Origin of the sequence: Amycolatopsis silviterrae (genome assembly GCF_042684085.1) — a bacterium.
GTDB lineage: Bacteria > Actinomycetota > Actinomycetes > Mycobacteriales > Pseudonocardiaceae > Amycolatopsis > Amycolatopsis silviterrae.
The window spans coordinates 24,109-41,560 of the sequence record NZ_JBHUKS010000005.1 but is presented as its reverse complement, the minus strand read 5'-3'; the positions used below and the strand labels follow the sequence as shown (position 1 = coordinate 41,560).

Here is a 17,452-nt window from a genome sequence, read left to right as displayed (position 1 = left end):
TACTCTAGTGCGGTGACGACCACTGCCAGGGGAGAACGGCAGTACCGGCAGTACTGCGGGCTGGCCGCCGCGCTCGATGCCGTCGGCGAGCGCTGGACGCTGCTCATCGTGCGCGAACTGCTGCTCGGCCCGCGCCGCTACAACGAGTTGCTCGCGGATTTGCCCGGCATCGGCACCAACCTGCTGGCGGACCGGCTGAAGAAACTGTGCGCCGCCGGAATCGCCGAACGGTCCGAAACCGGCGCGGGACACGCCTACCGGCTCGGCCCGCGGGGCGAACAGCTGCGGGAACCGGTGCTGGCGCTGTCGAAATGGGGCATCGGGCTGCTGGGCGAACCGAGCGCGGACATGATCACGCGGCCGCATTGGGCACTGCTGGCCGTCCAGGCGATGGCGGACGCGAGCCGCCTGCCGGACGCGGCGGAGACCTACGAGTTCGAGGTGGACGGGGAGAGCTTCCACCTGACGGTCGACCACGGCGCGCTGACCACGGCACGCGGCCCCGCCGAGGCGCCGGTGCTGAGCATCCGCACGGACGCGACGATGTTCGTCCGGATCGGCGCGGGAGCGATCGGGCCGTTCGAAGCGCTGGCGACGGGAAAGCTCACGTTCGCCGGAGACCCGGACGCGGTGGTGCGGTGCTCGACGGTGCTGGGGCTGCTGGAACGGCCGGGGTCGCACGGGGGCGGGTGATCCGGGCGGGGGCTGCCGAGGCCGGGGGGGTGATTCGGGGGCGGTGGAACGGGCCGGATCGTGCGGGGCTGGGTGCTGGGGGCCGTTGGCGCGAAGACCGCCGTCGCCGTGTGGTGCCCGAAAGCGGGAGGTCGGCGCTGCGGGCTCGCTGGCTCCGAGGCTGTGCCGCCTGGATTCCCGGCGGATGCCGTGGCGCTCGGCAGTGCCGGGGCGGCCGGTTCGCGGTGCCCGGCCGTGCGGAAATCGCTGGCACAGCCCGGTTCACACAGCCCGGTTCACGCAGCCCCGAGCGCGGAAACCTCCGATGCCCTGTCACGACCTGAAACGGCCCGGCCCGCCCGCACGGGCGGGCGAACCGGGCCGCGGCTCAATCGGGCTCAGCCGGGCTGAACCGGGCTCAGAGTCCGCCGACCTTCACCGGGAATTTCTGGATCGTCGCGATCGTCGTGTCCGGGTCGTCCGGCAGGATCAGGTCCACCGGGTTCTGCAGCTGGTACAGGTCGCCCCGGGGCGGGAACTGGGTCAGTTTCCCGACCAGCAGCGCCGGGTCCTTCGTGGTCAGCACCAGCGGTTCGTAGGCCTTGCGCGACTGGATGCCCGCGCGGCGCAGCAGCCCGTCGGGCTGGTCGATCGTCATGGTGAAGCTCAGCACCATGATCTGCTCGTACCGCGGCGGGAACCGCTGGGTGAGCTTGAGCAGGCTCTTCGCGTCCACGTCGATGTCGTTCTGCTCGATCGTGATCGTCCCGCCGCCCTGGTCCGCGCCGTCGCCGCCGGGCAGTTCGGCGGACACGCGGTGGCCGACGACCCGCAGGCGCACCGAGTTGACCGGGTCGTCCGGGTTGACGTCCACCCGGACCTTGATCCCGCCCCGGAAGTCGACGCTCACCAGGGACGTCCGGATCTGCAGCGGGGTGTTGATCGCCAGGCAGCTGCACGGGATCTCCGCGCCGATCGGCGGCAGGCCGGTCTGCTGCGGCAGCGCGTGCGCCTGCTGCCCGCCCAGCAGCCCGCCGGCCGCGACCCCGCCCACCCCCATCGCGGCCGCGGCGGCGGCCCCCTTCAGGAACTTCCGCCGGTCCTGGCCGGAGCCGGGTTCCCCGGGTTTCTCGTCGTTCGGAGCAGGCATCCTCTACCTCCGCAGGTGCGTGTCGAAGACTCTGGCTCGCTTGAATTTAAGATAGTGCCAGCCAGCGCTGCCAGGGGCGGGACCAAGATCGACCCGGTTGTGTCCGGCGCCGGTGACCCACGGCGACCGGGTGCGGGGGACCGGGCCAGCCGGACAGGCGACGCCGGTCATCAGATCGGCGGTCGCCCGCCGGATCGGCGCGCCGGGCGGGCGGCGAGGACGTAGCCGAGGAGCGCGGCGATGAGGGCGGCGCCTGCCCACATGGCGGTTCGCCAGCCGTCCGCAAAGGACTCCTGGGCCGCTCGCACCAGTTCGCTGGAACCGGGTGCGGCTTGGACGGCGTTGGCGATGCCTTCGCGGGCGGCGTCGGCGAGGTGAGCGGGGACGCCGGCCAGCCGGGGGCCGATGGCACTGCGGTATCCGGCCGAGAGCAGCGCGCCGAGCAGGGCGACGCCGAGCGCGGTGCCGAATTCGCGGGTGACGTCGTTGAGCGCGGAGGCCACGCCCTGGCGTTCCCGGGGGAGGGCGCTGGTGATGGCCTCGGTGGCGGGCGGCATCGACAGGCCCATGCCCGTTCCCATGGCGATCATGCCGGGCAGGACCGCGAGGTACCCGCCGTCGGCGGACACGAACAGCGCCAGGAGCACGAGTCCCGCGCCGGTCAGGAAGATGCCGGTGGCCATGGTGGCGCGTGCGCCGATTCGCTCGGCGAGGCGCGGTGCGAGGCCGGAGGCGACCATCATCAGCCCGGCCATCGGCAGCAGGGCCACTGTGGACAGCAGGCCCGGCCAGCCGAAGACGGTCTGGAAGAACGGATACAGCACGACGGAGACTCCCGCCTGGACGCCGAAAACCGTCAGGAGCGTCACGGAACCGCTGGCCAGGCCGCGTTCCCGGAAGAGCCGGACGTCCAGCAGCGGTGCGCGGTGGCGAAGTTCCCAGGCGACGAAGCCTGCGGCGGCGGCGAGACCGGCGAACAGGCTGATGACGGCGGCGGGCGCGGTCCAGCCGTTTTCGGGGCCTTCGTGCAGGAAATAGACGAGGCCGACGACGGCGAGGAGCGCCGCGAGCGAACCGACCAGGTCGAAGGGGCGGTGCGGCGTCTCGCGGGAGTCGGGGACCGAACGGCGCACCATGACCAGCGCGACGAGGACGAGTGCGACCGGGAGGACGAACAGGTAGCGCCAGTTCGCCGCGTCGACGAGCACGGCCGAGAGGAACATGCCCACCAGCCCGCCGCCGCCCGCGACGCCGGTCCACACGCCGATCGCGCGGCCGCGTTCCTTCTCCGGGAAGGTCGAGGTGATGACGGCGAGCGTGACGGGCATGATCATCGCCGCGCCGACGCCGCTGAGTACGCGTGCCGCGAGCAGCATTTCCGCTGTCGGGGCGAGGCCGCCGCCCACGTTCGCGAGGCCGAAGATGCTCAGGCCGAGGAGAAGCACCGGCTTGCGTCCCCAGCGGTCGCCTGCCGCGCCGAGCGGCAGCAACAGCGCGGCGAGGGCGAGGATGTAGCCGTTGATGATCCACAGGACAGTGCTTTGCGAGGCGCCGAACTCGACGGCGAGGTACGGCTGGGCGACGTTCAGGCCGGTGACCGACGCGATGACGGCCATCAACGCGACGGAGACCGCGACGAGGATCGAGCGGCGCTGGCGGGCGTCGGAGACCACAGGCGCGACCTGCGGCGGGTTCGTGCTCATGGAAGTCCTTTCGGGAGGTTGCCTCGCGACGGTAAGCGCGGTTTGCGCAGGGGGCATAAGGTTGTGCGTATGACGCAAGACGATGCCGAACTGGACAGCCTGGTGCGCAAACGGATCCGCGCGCTGCGGGTCGCGCAGGGCTGGTCGCTGGAGGAACTGGCCACCCGGGCGCGGCTCAGCCCGTCCTCGCTCAGCCGGATCGAGAACGGCCAGCGCCGCCTCGCGCTGGATCAGCTCGTCACGCTCGCCCGTGCGCTCGACACGTCACTCGACCAGCTCGTCGAGGCGGACACCGACGACGTGATCGCGAGTCCGATGATCGACGGCACGCACGGCCTGATGCGGTGGCCGATCAAGGCCGAGCCCGGGATGACGGTCGTGCGCCAGCGCATCACGACGCCGCCGCCGGACAATCCCGCGGCGATGCGCGCGCACCCGGGCCACGAGTGGTTCGTCGTCCTCTCCGGCACGGCCGTCCTTCTGCTCGGCCACCGCCGGTTCCGCGTGGAGGCCAACCAGGCCGCCGAGTTCCCGACGATGCTTCCGCACGCGATCGGCGCCGCGGGCCGGCCGTGCGAGATCGTCGGGATTTTCGACCGCGAGGCTCGCCGCGGGCATCAAGCCGACCGGAAGGCCTGAGACGCACGGTCAGCGCGGCCCTCATTGCGTAATTAGCAAGATCCTGTGCCTCTCACGCATGACAGGCCTAGTTTGGACGGTGTTCGCATCGCGGCAGAAAGGACTTCTCATGGACACGGAATACGCTGTCCCGCCCGGGTACACGGCTTGGCGCGAGGCCAGGTGGGACGAGATCGCCGGTCCGAACGGCAAGGCGAAGGTCGTCGCCAACGGCCGGGTGTCCGGGCGGGATCCCCGGGCCATCGCGGGTATTCCCGGGCAGTGGCAGGTCACCGAGGCGGGCGGTCTGACGGTGTCGGCCGGCGCCGAGGACGCCGTGACGGTCAACGGCGAAGCGGTGCACGGAACGGCTGACGTGCCGTCCGGCAGCACCCTGGAGTTTTCCGGAGGGCGCGTCGGTTTCGCGGGCGGCGCGGACGGGTTCTACGGCGTGGTCGTCATGGACCACGAGGCGCTCGCCCGGTCCGGGCTCGCCGGGATCGACACTTACCCGTACGACCCGGACTGGGTTTTCGAGGGCGAGTACCGGGCGGCTCCGGAGGGCCGCCGCATCGAAGTGGGGCGGCTGACGGCTCCCCGCAGCACGGAAGCGATCCTGGCTCCGGTCGACCTCGTCGTCACCGTGCGCGGCACGGAATACGTGCTGCCCGTGCTCGAAGACATGCCGGGGCAGCGGCTGGTGGTCTTCACCGACGAGACCAACGGAACGGAGACGCCCGGGATCGGCCGCTGGCTGGTGCTGCCCCTGCTGGAACCGGGCAGCGCGGTGACGGTCGACTTCAACCAGGCGACGCTTTCGCATCACCACCTGGCCCCGGCCGTCTTCACCTGTCCGCTTTCGCCGCCCGGCAACCACCTGCCGATGCGCGTGGCGGCGGGCGAGCGCGCTCTCGTTTACGCCGAAGAACAGAGCCTGAAGGAGAAAGCGATCGCCTACCTCCGCCACCTGGAGAACCGGGAATGGGCGCAGGCGCGGGCGATGTGCGCGGAGAAAGCCGCCGTCTGGCACAACGACGGCAAGGGCGAATCGACGATCGAGGAGAACATTTCCGGCATGGCGGCCCAGATCGAGCCGATCCAGTCGATGCGCTACGACGTCACCCGGCAGTTCTCCCAGCCGGACGAGGTCCTCCAGCAGCACGTGATCACCGTGGTCATGAAGGACGGAGGGGTCTTCCGGGTCGACGCCGCGGTGTATTTCCGGTTCGAGGACGGGCTCATCACCCGGATCGAGGAATACGCTGGTTCGCCTGGCAATTCCTGACCGCGTCGGACAGATCGAGCACCGGTAGGCCGTGTTCGGCGGCGAAGGCGACGGATTCGCGCGGGGTGGCCATCCGTCGCGGATCTGAGGGGCTGACCAGTCCGGCGAAGACGGCGGCGGCGGAGTGCCCGGCACGCAGGCACAGGTCGACGGCTGCCTCGGGGATCGCAAGCCGCCCCAGGATTCCTTGCGGGTGCGTCGCGCAGGGCAGCACGTGTCCTGGGCGGTGCAGGTCTTGCGGGACAGTGGCGGGATCGGCGAGCCGGCGGATCGTTTCCGCCCGGTCCGCGGCGGAAATCCCGGTGGTGACGCCGGTCGCGGCGTCGACCGCGACGCACCAGGCGGGGCCGTCGCCGGCGCGGAAGCTCGGGCACATGGGCGGCAGCTCCAGGGCGTCGCACCGGTCACCGGGCAGCGCGACGCTTACCAGCCCGGACGAATGCCGGACGACGAAGGCCAGCGCGGTCGTGGATACCTTCGCGGCGGGCAAAATCAAGGCGGCGTCGGCGGCGGAGAGCACCATTGGGCGTCCGGTCGCGAGGGCGGAGAGTGCGGCGTCGACTGGGTGCGCGGCTAGCGAGGTCATCACGCGACGATCCGGATTTCCGCTGTCGCGAACCGCGCCACCTGTTCGGCGACGGTCGCGAGTTGTGCGGCGAGTTTCCGGTCGGCGACGCGGCCGTCGTCGGCGAACGGCTGGGCGGTCGAGTCGACTACGACGCCGAGCGGGGTCGGCCAGCCGCGCAGCGCGTGCACGGTCGAGCGGAGGGAGGTCAAGGTCGTCACTCCGGCCTGTGGTCCGTAGGCGCTGACGATGCAGCCGACCGCGCGGCCGTGCAGGTATGGACGATCGTCGTCGGCTAGGTCTTGGAGGTAGTCCAGGGCGTTCTTGAGCAGGCCGGACAGGCCGCCGTGGTAGCCGGGGGTCGAGATGAGCACGCCGTCGGCGCGGCGGACGGCGTCGAGGAACGCGGTCGCGGCTGGGGAGCGCTGCGCGAGGTCCGGTTCGTACATGGCGAAGCCGAGGTCTCGTGCAGTGAACAGTTCGGTGCGGACGCCGTGCGCGCGCACGTTGTCGAGCACGGCGCGCAGTGCGCGTTCGGAAGAGGAATCGGGGCGGACAGTGCCGCCGATGCCGACAATCAGGGGTTGCATGGTGGACCAGCTTCCGTTAGCGCGTTCGGGCGGAGTCGGGGAAGTCGAAGCGGGCGACCTCCGCGAGCTGGTCGCCCAGGGTGCCGACGAGCGACTTGAACCCTGTCGCGCCTGCTTCGGCGCTGGCTAGCGTGGGGTCTCCGAGGTAGCCCTCGGTGCCGAAATCGTTGGCCAGCCAGCCGAAACTGACGCTGCCGCCGAACCGGGCGTGGACGTTGTCGGCCATGTGCGCGGGGATTCTGCGTTCCGCGGCGCCGAGGTCGACCAGATCGGGGCGCAGGTGCAGCATCAGGGACGTTTCGGCGGCCCCGCCGTGGATGCCGAGGCCGTTTTCGCTGGCTGCCCAGGCCGGGTCGTGGTCCTCGGCGAGGAAGGTGTTGATGCCGAAGGTCAGGAGGCCGTAGGCGAGGCGCAGGTCGCGCAGCGCGGTCTGGATCTCGGACACGTTCCCGCCGTGCCCGTTCACCAGCGCGAGGCGGTGGATGCCCGCGGCGGCCACCGAACGTCCGATGTCGTCGAGCACGGCGGCGAAAGTCGCGGTGGACAGGGACAGCGTTCCCGCCGCCCAGGTGTGTTCCACCGACCGGCCGTAGGTGATCGTCGGCAGCAGCCACAGGTCCAGCTCTTCGCCGCGCGCCGCCACCGCCTCCCTCGACACCGCTTCGGCCACGACCGCGTCGGTGGCGAGCGGGAGGTGCGGACCGTGCTGTTCGATCGCGCCGACCGGCAGCACCGCCACCGACGACGGACTGCAGGCCGTGTCCACTTGGGAGGCTCGCAGATCAGCGAAAAACCGGGAAGCCATCAGAGGATTCTCCTTCGGGTGTTCAGGAGCCGAGGTAGGCGACGGCGCGGATTTCCACTCGCATTTCGGGCGTGGCCAGCGCGGGATAGATCAGCAGCGACGCGTATGAGCGCTCGGTCAGCAGCTTCGGCGCGTGCTCGGCCAGCCAGTGGTCGCGCACTCCCATGTACTCCGCGCGGTCGGCGGGATCGGCGAGGAACTGGTCGAACTGCACGATGTCCTCGAACTCCGCGCCCGCGTCGGCGAGCAGCCGGTGCACGCGGTTCAGCGTGACCAGGGTCTGCGCGGCGACGCCGATGGTGGGCTGGCCGTGTTCGTCGGTCACGCCGTCGATGCCGCTGAGGAAGACGAAACCGCCCGCCGCGGCTCCGCGTCCCCAAGGCTGGACCGTCGTGCCGTACTTCAACGGGCCAAGCGCTTGTTTCGTCACTGGGCGGCCTTCCGGTAGCGTCGGATGAGGTAGTAGGCGAGCGCGGCCACCGCGCCGCCGACCCACGGGGTGATGTCGCCGAACTGCGGGAATCGGGCGGCGAACGCGCCGGTGTACAGGCTTTGGTCCATGAACGGCACCGAGACGGCCACCGCGATCACGAACGCGGCCAGCCCGGGGCGGATCCGCCGGGCGCGGTCGAAATACCGGCGCGGGTCGATCTCGCCGCGCCCGAAGACCACCGCGTCCACGACGACGATCCCCAGCCACGGGCCGATCCAATAGCCCATCAGGAACAGGAAATTCTGGAAGGTGCCGAACACCGACCCCGCGTCGTGCCCGGCCACGAACCCCACCGCGGTGCCCAGCACGCCGATGATGACCGCGGAGATCCAGCGGCGCACCGCGACGCCGACCATCAGCAGGCCCAGCGAAGCGGTGTAGATGTCCAGCACGCTGCCGGAGATCGAGGCCGCCAGCAACGCCACCAGGATCACCGCGGCGAGCCCGGACGGAATCAGCTTCGCCACCAGGTCGGTCGGGCTGTCGACGGAGATCACTGTGCCGATCGCGGCCCCGACGACCGCCATCCACAGCCCGGCCAGCGCGGCTCCGGAGAACGCCGAGAGCAGCACCCGCCGCCGCGACGTGCCGCGCGGCAGATAGCGCGTGTAGTCCGAACCGCCGATCGACCAGCCGAACGTCCTCGTCGACGCGAGCGCGACGGTGGTCAGCATCCCGCCGGCGACGCCGCCCGCCCCGCGGTGCAGGACGTCGCCGGGTGCCCCGAGGTTGCCTTTCGCCAGGCCGTACCAGGTGAGGATCAAGAACAGCACGGACGCGACGACGGCGAGGAAGCGTTCCGCCTGGTGCACCAGATCGTGCCCGACGATCGCGATGACGATCTGCACCGCCGCGACCGCGACGAGCGAGACGAGGAACGGGAGCCCGAACAGTTCGCGGACGATGTAGGCCCCGAGCACGGTGTTCACCGCGAAGTAGCCGAGGCCGGTGAGGCACAGCAACAGCACCGGCAGGAAATTGCCGTAGTAGCCGAACGGAATGCGCGACTGGATCATCTGCGGCACGCCCGCGCGGGGTCCCATCGAGGCGGCGAAGCCGAGCAGGACGCTGCCGATCAGGATGCCGATCGTCAGGGAAACGACGGCCTCGCCGAAGCTCAGCCCGAGGAACGCGGTGGGTATGGCCCCGACGGCGAGCGCCGAGTACTGCAGATTTCCCGCGAACCACAGGGAAAAGGCCGAACGCGGCGAACCGTGCCGCTGGTCGTCGGGGATCCTTTCGATGCCGTGGTGCTCGACGGAAACTGCGGGAGCGCGGACTGTGCGGGCGTCTTTGACCATCTGTCCTCCAGCGGATGAACCCCCTGCGGCGGATGCACCGGCCGTCATGTTGATATAGGTAACATCGCCGCCACAGCCTGCGCCGCGCCGTCGGCAGATGTCAAGAGTCTGTTTGAGGCTTGACACTCCGCAGGTCAGCCCGCACAGTGTTGATATTACTTACATTTTGCGTCTGATCGTGGCCCGGCCTTGCCCGGGAGGGATGGAGGCCCAGTGCGGCACGGAGTGTTCTTCTTCGGCTCGGTCGAGATGCCGGACGTGCTGGCCGGGAACCCGGTGCCGGCCGCGCGCCGCCGGGCCACGCGGCAGCAGGTGTGGCACGCGCACGAGCGGCTCGTCGGGATGGGCGTGCTCGCCGAGGAACTGGGGTACGACAGTTATTGGCTGGCGGAGCACCATTTCCAGCATGAGGGCTACGAGGTCGTGCCGAACGCGATGATGCTCGAAGCGCATCTGGCCGCGCGGACTTCCCGGATCCAGCTGGGGTCGATGTTCAGCATCGTGCCGCAGTGGAATCCGCTGCGGCTGGCCGAGGACTTCGCCAGCCTGCTCAACCTGTCCGGCGGGCGGGCGGTGCTCGGCGTCGGCCGGGGCACGGTGTCGCGCGAACTGCGCAGCCTCACCGCGCATCAGGCCGACATCGGCGTGCTGTCGTCCGGCGAGGAGCGCAAGGTCATCGACGCGCACAACCGCGAGGTGTTCGCCGAGTACATGGACATCGTGCGCACGGCGTTGAGCCAGGAAACCTTCTCGTACAACGGAAAGTTCTTCGAGCTTCCGCCGCCGGACACCAGCGACCCGGACCACGACGCCGGCACGCTGACGCTGGTGCCCGGCCCGTTGCATCCGGTCGAGATCTGGCAGGCGGTCACCAGCCCGCCGACGCTGGACTACGCGGCCGAGATCGGGCACGGATGCGTGTGGTGGAACCAGTATCACGGGTACATTCGCGAGCAGTGGGAGCGCTACGCCGAACTGTACGAGCGGCGGCACGGCCGGCTGGCCCCGGGGCAGAACCGGATCCTGGTCCTGCCGATCCACATCGCCGACACGCACGAAGAGGCGTGGCGCACCGGCCGGATCGGGCACGACGAGTTCTGGAACCTGCTCGCCCCGTTCGGCTGGAGCAGCGGCTACCGCGGCGACGACGGAAACCGCGCGCCGGCCGGGCTGGTGCCGACGCTGGAACAGTCGACGAAGCAGAAGTGCTGGGCGGTCGGCACTCCGGAGGAGGTGGCCGAGATCGTGCAGCACCACAAGGACACGCTCGGCCTCGAACACCTCGTGGTGTTCCCGCATTTCCCCGGGCACACCTACGACATGGCCGCCGAGCAGATGCGGCGCTTCACCGAACAGGTCGTGCCGCTGCTGCGGTGATTCCCTCGGCCGCGCGGCGTTTCCGGCCGCGCGGCCGCGGTCATTCCCCGGTGTTGATCAGCAGCACCCGGACCGGTTCGTCGCCGAGCCTGCGCCAGCGATGCGGCCGCGACCCGGGATAGGTCGCCACGTCGGCTTCGCCCAGTTCCTCGCGGCGGCCGTCTTCGAAGTCCAGTTCGATCCGCCCGGCGACGACGTAGAGCATCTCCTGCCCGACGTGCTCGAAATACTCGCCGAACTCCGCCGGTCCGCCGGTGTATTCGATGGGCTGCACCGGAAAACCCGCCCTGGACAACGCCCGCGCGGTCGATCCGGTCGGGACCTCGGCGCCGGGCATCACCATTCCTTCGTCGGCCCGCAGCACTCCCACGCCCTGTTCCGCCGGTCCGGCCAGCAAGGCGGAGACGGTGGTGTCCAGCGCGACCGCGATCCGCTGCAGCGTGCTGACGCTGGCGGCGGCCAGCCCGCGCTCGAACTGGCTGAGAAAAGCGTGCGACAGACGGGAAACCTGGCCGACCTGCTTCAGCGTCAGGCCGCGGCCCCGGCGCAGTTCGCGCACCCGCGCCCCGAGCACCTGCGCCGGATCCGGCGCGGCTCCGGAATCGGGGGAGGGAGGGGTGCGCATTGGCCCGACTATACCGGAGCCGGGGTGTTCCGAAATGGACTCTCGGGCGGCGGGGCGGGAATGTGCAAGGAAAAGCGTCTGGAAACCGCCCGGACGACGTTGTGGCTCTCCGCTTGCGCCGAAGTCCGTGAGGGGAACCCTGAGGGAATCAGCGTCTGTGAAGGTTCCCCTCACGGACGACCCGCGCCGCTCCCGTGGCGAGCTGGTTGACACACTTAGTACACTAAGTTGTATGAGCACCCGACCGAGCCGAGCGCCGCTCTATCGCACGATCCAGAGCGAGATCCAGCGCGACATCCTGAGCGGCAAGCTGAAGCCGGGGGACTGGCTGCCGTCGGAGAGCCAGCTCAGGGCGCAGTACGGGGTGTCCCAGACGTCGGTGCGGCGTGCCTTCCAGGAGCTGCAGCGGCTCGGCCTCGTGGAGCGGTTCCACGGGCGCGGCAGCATCGTCGCGTCGAACGAGATCCGGGCGATGAGCCCGATGCTCGGCCTGGGGCGCGAGCTTCGGCAGCGCGGCTTCGCGATCCGCCCGGAGCTGCTCAGCAACGCCGAGGAAGCCGCCGGCAAAGCCGTAGCCGAGGCGCTTGACCTCGAAGCAGGCGACACGGTGAGCCACATCGAGCGGCGCTACTGGATCGACGAGGATCCGTTCGTCTTCCTCGACCACTACCTGGTTCCCCAGCCCGGCATCGATTTCGCCGAGTTCGCCGGGGATTCGCTGTACGCCTTCCTCTCCGGCCACGACGCGCAGCCCACGCACGCCCGCGAGCGGGTCAGCGCGGTGAACCTGTCCGCGGCGGAGGCGGAGCGGCTCCAGGTCGAGCCCGGCGCGGCGGCGATGCTGCGCGAACGCACGTCGTTCGGCGTGGATCAGCGTCCGGTGGAGTTCACCCGCTACATCCTGCGCGGCGATCGCTACCACCTCGACATCGACCTCCGGAGCGAGCGATGAGCGCCGTGCCGCGGCTGGTGGTCGTCGGGGACGCGAGCATCGACTACTTCGTCCAGGTGCCGCACATCGCGGGCAACGACAACAAGGCCATCGGCTCCCTGACCGGCGTGTACGGCGGCGGGATGAGCGCCAACCTCGCGGCGGCGGCCGCGCAGCACGGCATCGCGGTGGACCTGATCACGAAGACCGGGGCCGGGCCGGACACCGACGCCGCGCTGGCCGAGCTTCGCCAGCTCGGGGTGTCGATCGAGCATTCCCTGCGCGACCTCGAACATCCGACCTGGATGTGCTTCGTCCAGCTCGACGCGAGCGGCGAGAAGGCGCTGACCGGCGCGGACACCGGGATCAAGGTTCCGGCGATCGAGGAGATCGACGCGTCGGTCCTGGCGGGCGCGGACCTCGTCGCGCCGCTGGCGGACGATCTGGAGTGGGCCTCGGCCGTCGCGGAACTCGCCCGGGAACGCGGCGCGCGCGTCGCCGTCGACCTGGAGCCGGACGCGTTCGAGCCGGATCAGCCGGAGTTCGCGCGGCTGCTCGGGCTCAGCGACATCGTCTTCCTCAACGCCGCGTCGGCGACCAAGCTCGCCGCCGAACCCCGCGACGCCGCCCGGCGGCTGATCCAGCTCGGCGCGGAACTCGTTGTCATCAGCGAGGGTGCGCACGGGGCGTCCACTTTGGACCGGGACGGTGTGGTGCACCGAGCGCGCTTGTGCGGCGAGGTGACCGCCGTCGACACGACTGGCGCCGGCGATGCGCTGGCCGGGGCGTTCCTTGGCGCGCTGCTGGCCGGGGCCGAGGTGCGCGAAAGCCTTCGCCGGGCTGTTGCCCAGGCGACCCGGTGCGTCACCGCCGTCGGCGGCCGCACCTATCTGTCCGGCTCGCAGCGCGGCGAGTGGCCGGACGAGTTGATCACGATCACGACTGAGAGGTACCCGAGTTGAATTCTGTGCTGCGTTCCAAGATCCACGGCAGTCTCGCCGCGGCCTGCCTGGCCGACGCGCTCGGCGCGCCGACCGAGGAACTGAGCCGGGGCCAGATCCGGGCCGCGTTCGGCGGCTACGTCACCGAGTTCCACGCCCCGCTCCCCGGCGCCCCGTACGCGAAGGGCCGCGCCGCCGCGCAGATCACCGACGACTCCAGCCAGATGATCATGCTCGCCAGGCTGCTCGCCCGGACCGGCGCCGCGCTGAGCCCGGACGACATGGCGCAGCTGCTGATCGAATGGTCCAAGAACGAGAACTACTTCCCGCATTTCGCCGGGCCGACCACCCGCGAGGCGATCGCCCGGCTGGAGCGCGGCGAGGACCCCCGCGAGGTCGGCCGCACCGGGACGATCATGACGCAGGGGGCCAGCAACGGCGCCGCGATGCGAGTCGGGCCGGTCGGGCTGTACCACCACGGCGACCCGGAAGCGGCGGTCCGGACCGCCTTCACCACCTGCGTGCCCAGCCACAACACGCCGCCCGGGGTCGCGGGCGCCGCCGCCATCGCCGCCGCGGTCGCGCGGGCTTGCACGCCGGGGGCGGAGATCGTCGACATCGTCCGCGCGGCCACCGACGGAGCCCGGGCGGGGGCCGAACTCGGCCGGACCGAGGGGCGCGACGTGCCAGGCGCTTCGGTCGAGCGTCGGATCGACCGGGCGGTCGCGCTGGCGATCACGGCCCGCGACGACGAGCACGCGATCGACCTGATCGCCGGGGAGATCGGCGTCGGGCTGCCCGCTGCGGAGGCGGTGCCTGCCGCGCTGGGCTTCTTCGTCGCGGCGGGCGGCGACCCGGTGCGGGTCGCGCGGCTGGCGGCCAACGCGGGCGGGGACAGCGACACGATCGGCTGCATGGCGGCGGCGATCGCCGGCGCTTACCGGGGGATCGAAGTGATCGACGCGGCTGCGGTCGCGGAGGTCGAGCGTGCGAACGGCCTCGATCTGGCCGCGCTCGCCGACGAACTGCTGGCTGCGGTCCAGCACTAACCCCCCACCCCGATCCGAAGGGACGCTCGACGATGAGCGAACGAAGCGACGAATTCGCCACGGTGACTTGGAAGGAACGGCTTTCCTTCGGCGGCGGTGATCTGGCCACGAACATCGCCTGGGGTGCGCTGGCCACCTATGTGGTTTTCTTCTATACCAACGTGATCGGGGCGGCGGCCTCGGCGGTCGGCACGATCGTGCTCATCGCGCGGCTGTTCGACGGAGTGGTCGACGTCGGGATGGGCGCGATCGTCGACCGGACCTCGACCCGCTGGGGCAAAGCGCGTCCCTGGGTGCTGTGGGCCGCCGCGCCGTTCGCGATCGCGCTGATCCTGGTGTTCACCGTGCCGGGCATGGAACCGACACCGACGCTGGTGTACATCGCGATCACCTACGCGCTGATGAACATCGCCCTCAGCGCGGCGGTGATCCCGTACGGAACGCTGAACACCCGGATGACGCGGGACTTCACCGAACGCTCCCGGCTCAACGTCACCCGGATGTTCGGCGCGACCCTCGGCTCGCTGGTCGTCACCGTGCTCACGCTGCCGCTGGTGAGCGCGCTCGGCGACGACCAGCGCGCGTGGATCATCACGTTCTGCCTCTTCGGTGCGCTCGCGGCCGTTTTGTTCTTCATCACCTTCCGCAATACGCGGGAACGCCTCGTCGACACCGCACCGCCGAAAGAACAGCCGGGCATCGGCGAATCGCTCAAGCTCGCGGTGCGGAACCGGTATTGGGTGCTGTTGTTCGCGATCTTCATCGTGTTCAGCATCGCGGAATCGCTCTACACCGGAGCGACCGCGTACTTCGCGCAGTACTTCCTCGGCAATGCCGGTTTCGCCGCGCTGATGTCTTTCATGCTCTACATCCCGGCCTTGCTCGGCATGCTGTTCATGCAGCCGGTGTACAACCGTTTCGGCAAAATCGCCCCGATGATCGTCGGCGCGGCGATCTTCGTGGTGGGGTCGCTGATCATCGCGATCGACCCGACCGACATGAGCCTGGCCGTCACCGGTTCGATCCTGCGCGGCATCGGCCGGATCCCGATCTTCGGCGCGATCTGGGGCATGCTGCCCGACACCATCGAGTACGGCGAGTGGAAGAACGGGCGCAGGCTGGAGGGCGTGCTCTACAGCGCGGGCAGCATGGGCCAGAAACTCGGCTACGGCCTCGGTGCGGCGGTGCTCGGCTGGGTGATGGGCGCGGCGGGCTACAACGGGCTGAGCCACACCCAGCCGGATTCGGCGCTGGCGGCGATCAACGCGTTGTTCGTCTACGTGCCGATGGCCTTGTTCGTGCTGCTGATCGTGCTGTTCTGGGCTTACCGGCTGGAGCGGATCTACCCGAAGGTGGAGAAGGAACTGGCCGAGCGCCGGGCGTCCTCCGCTGCCGCCCGGCCCTGACGCACACGCGGGGTCCCGCCGCGGCGGCGGGACCCCGCGCTCGCGAATCAGTCTTTCTTCAGCGCGTTCTTGACTTTGCCCGCGGCGTCGCCGAGAGCGTCTTTCACGTTTTCGGCGGCTTCCTTGATCCCGGCTTTCGCCTGGTCGGCTTTGCCTTCGTTTTCCAGTTTCTCGTCGCCGGTCAGGGAACCGGCGGCCTCCTTGGCCTTGCCGCCGAAGTCGTCTGCCTTGGCACCGATCTTGTCGCCCATCGACATGGCTTCTCCTCCTTCATCGCGAACAACGAACTCCAGAATGCGTCACCGGAGAAGACAGCGCGGATTCCGAATCGTCACTCACTCGATCCTGTGATCGTCGTCACTCGTGCGGGGAGTGAGTTTCGCGCGGTTCCGGAGTCGGACCGGTGAACTGAAACAACCGGAGACGACCGGAGGAGAAACGATGGCTTCGACGAACGACACCGCGGCCAAGTCCCAGGACGTGGAGAAGGCCGCGCCGCTGGCCAGTTCGCAGGGGACGACGACGGTCGCGGACGTGGTGGTGCAGAAGATCGCTGGTCTGGCGACGCGGGAGATTCCGGGTGTGTATGACCTGGGCGGTGGTGCGGCGCGGGCGTTTTCGGCGTTGCGGGAGCGGATTCCGGGTGCGACGGCGTCGGCGGGGCAGGGTGTTTCGGTGGAGGTGGGGGAGAAGCAGGCTGCGGTGGATCTGCAGATCGTGGTGGAGTACGGCGTGTCGATCGCGGATGTCGCGCGGTCGATCCGGCGGAACGTGATCAGCGCGGTCGAGGGGATGACCGGGCTGGAGGTGGTGGAGGTCAACATCAGCGTGGGAGATCTGCATCTGCCGTCCGACGACGAGGAAGGCGCGGCGGGGGACAGCAGCCGGGTGTCGTGAGTGTTCGTGCCGGTTAGAACCGGCGCACGACCCCTCCCGCTCAGCGCGGAGCGAGCACCACCACCGGGATCTCGCGGTCCGTCCAATCCTGGTACTTGGCGAAATCCGCGTACAGTTCGACCATCCGCGGCCAGAGTTCGCGGCGTTCGTCCGCCGAAGCGACCCGCGCCTTCACCGGGAGGTTCCGGCGGCCCTTGAGGTGCACGTGGGCTTCCGGGTGCGCGAGCAGGTTGAAGTACCACTGCGGGTGCTTCGGCAGACCGCCTTGGGACGCCACGAGGATCAGGTCGTCGCCGGAGCGCAGGTACAGCAAGGGCGTGGTGAACAGGCGGCCGGACTTGCGCCCCCGGTGTTCGAGCAGCAGCGTCGGCACCGGGTGGCGGAAACCGGCCCCGACGCGCCATTTCGCGCCGATCCGGCCGTCGGTGGCGGTGAAGACCTTGACCTGGATTCTGGCCATGTACTTCATCAGCGCCGCCGTCACCGGCGAGTCCAGGCCCTTCGGTGCTTGCGCGGGAAGGGAAAGCGTCCCATCAGTGCCCTCCTGGCGGGGTGGCGGCGGTCGATCCGGCCAGCGGCATCGGGTCGAGGCCGAGCTTGCGGTGGTCCCACGAACGGACGCGCTCGACGTCGACGCGGACCGCGACCCGTTTGCGGAGCATGAATTCCACCATCGGTTTCACCTCGTCGGTGTACTCGCCGTGGTAACGCTCCCAGATGCCGACGCCGACCGCCCAGAGCGCCTCGGGGTCGTCGACGACCTGGGCCCGCCCTTCCATCGAGACGCCGCGCAGGGCGTCGTAGGTCAGGCCGTCCTCGATCAGGACCGTGACGCGCGGATCGCGGCGCAGGTTGACTGCCTTCTGCGCCTTGGCTTTCGTTTCGAACCAGAGTACGCCGTCGAGGACCGCGTACCACATGGCGACCGCGTGCGGATGCCCGCCGGCGCCGAGCGACACGAGCGTCGCGGTGCGCTGGGACGCGAGGTAGGCCGAGACCTCCTCGGGGGTCATCTCGATCTGCGCGCGCTGGTTGGTTCCCATC

The 17,452-nt window shown here is 69.9% G+C and carries 20 protein-coding genes; 9 read left to right on the top strand and 11 right to left on the bottom strand.

The window, feature by feature from the left end; all coding sequences use genetic code 11:
* Positions 1 to 12 precede the first annotated feature (12 nt).
* Positions 13 to 693, top strand: coding sequence for a winged helix-turn-helix transcriptional regulator (locus ACFSVL_RS08435; RefSeq protein ID WP_378302119.1), 681 nt, complete (start codon positions 13 to 15; stop codon positions 691 to 693).
* Between the two features lie 397 nt (positions 694 to 1,090).
* Here the strand turns inward: ACFSVL_RS08435 and ACFSVL_RS08430 are convergent, their stop codons facing one another.
* Together ACFSVL_RS08430 and ACFSVL_RS08425 are read right to left on the bottom strand one after the other, a co-directional pair.
* Positions 1,091 to 1,822, bottom strand: a complete 732-nt coding sequence (locus ACFSVL_RS08430; RefSeq protein ID WP_378302117.1) for a twin-arginine translocation signal domain-containing protein — start codon at positions 1,820 to 1,822, stop codon at positions 1,091 to 1,093.
* A gap of 170 nt (positions 1,823 to 1,992) precedes the next feature.
* A complete protein-coding gene (locus ACFSVL_RS08425; RefSeq protein WP_378302115.1) occupies positions 1,993 to 3,525 on the bottom strand; it encodes an MFS transporter in 1,533 nt (510 codons plus the stop codon).
* Between the two features lie 69 nt (positions 3,526 to 3,594).
* On the opposite strand from ACFSVL_RS08425, the gene ACFSVL_RS08420 reads away from it, so the two are divergent.
* Complete coding sequence (locus ACFSVL_RS08420; protein ID WP_378302113.1) at positions 3,595 to 4,164, top strand: helix-turn-helix domain-containing protein; 570 nt, start codon at positions 3,595 to 3,597, stop codon at positions 4,162 to 4,164.
* Positions 4,165 to 4,273: 109 nt separating this feature from the next.
* Positions 4,274 to 5,428 (top strand): DUF1684 domain-containing protein, encoded by a 1,155-nt coding sequence (locus ACFSVL_RS08415; protein ID WP_378302111.1) that lies wholly within the window; start codon positions 4,274 to 4,276, stop codon positions 5,426 to 5,428.
* Here the strand turns inward: ACFSVL_RS08415 and ACFSVL_RS08410 are convergent.
* From ACFSVL_RS08410 to ACFSVL_RS08390, 5 genes are read right to left on the bottom strand one after another with little or no spacing between them, the layout of a single operon-like run.
* The gene (locus ACFSVL_RS08410; RefSeq protein ID WP_378302110.1) at positions 5,385 to 6,014 is read right to left on the bottom strand and encodes a 3,4-dihydroxy-2-butanone-4-phosphate synthase; all 630 of its coding nucleotides are present in this window, start codon (positions 6,012 to 6,014) and stop codon (positions 5,385 to 5,387) included. The two genes, ACFSVL_RS08415 and ACFSVL_RS08410, sit on opposite strands and share 44 nt — an antisense overlap.
* Positions 6,014 to 6,583 carry an NADPH-dependent FMN reductase gene (locus ACFSVL_RS08405; RefSeq protein ID WP_378302108.1) on the bottom strand — a complete coding sequence of 190 codons (570 nt, stop codon included), beginning with the start codon at positions 6,581 to 6,583 and terminating at the stop codon, positions 6,014 to 6,016. The genes ACFSVL_RS08410 and ACFSVL_RS08405 overlap by 1 nt, the downstream gene beginning before the upstream one ends.
* Positions 6,584 to 6,599: 16 nt before the next feature.
* On the bottom strand, positions 6,600 to 7,388 hold the full coding sequence (locus ACFSVL_RS08400; RefSeq protein WP_378302106.1) for a creatininase family protein: 789 nt from the start codon (positions 7,386 to 7,388) through the stop codon (positions 6,600 to 6,602).
* Between the two features lie 22 nt (positions 7,389 to 7,410).
* Complete coding sequence (locus ACFSVL_RS08395; RefSeq protein ID WP_378302104.1) at positions 7,411 to 7,818, bottom strand: RidA family protein; 408 nt, start codon at positions 7,816 to 7,818, stop codon at positions 7,411 to 7,413.
* Entirely contained in the window at positions 7,815 to 9,182 is a 1,368-nt protein-coding gene (locus tag ACFSVL_RS08390) for a purine-cytosine permease family protein (protein ID WP_378302102.1), read from the bottom strand. Before ACFSVL_RS08390 ends, ACFSVL_RS08395 begins: the two co-directional genes overlap by 4 nt.
* Before the next feature lie 213 nt (positions 9,183 to 9,395).
* Between ACFSVL_RS08390 and ACFSVL_RS08385 the strand changes: the two genes are divergently transcribed.
* The gene (locus ACFSVL_RS08385) at positions 9,396 to 10,559 is read left to right on the top strand and encodes an LLM class flavin-dependent oxidoreductase (RefSeq protein ID WP_378302100.1); all 1,164 of its coding nucleotides are present in this window, start codon (positions 9,396 to 9,398) and stop codon (positions 10,557 to 10,559) included.
* Between the two features lie 40 nt (positions 10,560 to 10,599).
* On the opposite strand, the gene ACFSVL_RS08380 is transcribed toward ACFSVL_RS08385, so the two are convergent.
* Entirely contained in the window at positions 10,600 to 11,184 is a 585-nt protein-coding gene (locus tag ACFSVL_RS08380; protein ID WP_378302098.1) for a helix-turn-helix domain-containing protein, read from the bottom strand.
* A gap of 232 nt (positions 11,185 to 11,416) precedes the next feature.
* On the opposite strand from ACFSVL_RS08380, the gene ACFSVL_RS08375 reads away from it, so the two are divergent.
* The 4 genes from ACFSVL_RS08375 to ACFSVL_RS08360 are packed head-to-tail and all read left to right on the top strand — an operon-like array spanning position 11,417 to position 15,511.
* Complete coding sequence (locus ACFSVL_RS08375; RefSeq protein WP_378302096.1) at positions 11,417 to 12,136, top strand: GntR family transcriptional regulator; 720 nt, start codon at positions 11,417 to 11,419, stop codon at positions 12,134 to 12,136.
* Positions 12,133 to 13,077, top strand: coding sequence for a carbohydrate kinase family protein (locus ACFSVL_RS08370; protein WP_378302094.1), 945 nt, complete (start codon positions 12,133 to 12,135; stop codon positions 13,075 to 13,077). The genes ACFSVL_RS08375 and ACFSVL_RS08370 overlap by 4 nt, the downstream gene beginning before the upstream one ends.
* Before the next feature lie 5 nt (positions 13,078 to 13,082).
* Positions 13,083 to 14,105 carry an ADP-ribosylglycohydrolase family protein gene (locus ACFSVL_RS08365; protein WP_378302092.1) on the top strand — a complete coding sequence of 341 codons (1,023 nt, stop codon included), beginning with the start codon at positions 13,083 to 13,085 and terminating at the stop codon, positions 14,103 to 14,105.
* Positions 14,106 to 14,137: 32 nt separating this feature from the next.
* The gene (locus ACFSVL_RS08360; protein ID WP_378302090.1) at positions 14,138 to 15,511 is read left to right on the top strand and encodes an MFS transporter; all 1,374 of its coding nucleotides are present in this window, start codon (positions 14,138 to 14,140) and stop codon (positions 15,509 to 15,511) included.
* Positions 15,512 to 15,558: 47 nt separating this feature from the next.
* On the opposite strand, the gene ACFSVL_RS08355 is transcribed toward ACFSVL_RS08360, so the two are convergent.
* Positions 15,559 to 15,768 (bottom strand): CsbD family protein, encoded by a 210-nt coding sequence (locus ACFSVL_RS08355; RefSeq protein ID WP_037812879.1) that lies wholly within the window; start codon positions 15,766 to 15,768, stop codon positions 15,559 to 15,561.
* A gap of 184 nt (positions 15,769 to 15,952) precedes the next feature.
* On the opposite strand from ACFSVL_RS08355, the gene ACFSVL_RS08350 reads away from it, so the two are divergent.
* Positions 15,953 to 16,408, top strand: coding sequence for an Asp23/Gls24 family envelope stress response protein (locus ACFSVL_RS08350; protein WP_378302088.1), 456 nt, complete (start codon positions 15,953 to 15,955; stop codon positions 16,406 to 16,408).
* Positions 16,409 to 16,448: 40 nt separating this feature from the next.
* On the opposite strand, the gene ACFSVL_RS08345 is transcribed toward ACFSVL_RS08350, so the two are convergent.
* Together ACFSVL_RS08345 and ACFSVL_RS08340 are read right to left on the bottom strand one after the other, a co-directional pair.
* On the bottom strand, positions 16,449 to 16,892 hold the full coding sequence (locus ACFSVL_RS08345) for a nitroreductase family deazaflavin-dependent oxidoreductase (protein WP_378302086.1): 444 nt from the start codon (positions 16,890 to 16,892) through the stop codon (positions 16,449 to 16,451).
* A gap of 49 nt (positions 16,893 to 16,941) precedes the next feature.
* Positions 16,942 to 17,451 carry a pyridoxamine 5'-phosphate oxidase family protein gene (locus tag ACFSVL_RS08340; RefSeq protein WP_378302084.1) on the bottom strand — a complete coding sequence of 170 codons (510 nt, stop codon included), beginning with the start codon at positions 17,449 to 17,451 and terminating at the stop codon, positions 16,942 to 16,944.
* Position 17,452: the final 1 nt, after the last annotated feature.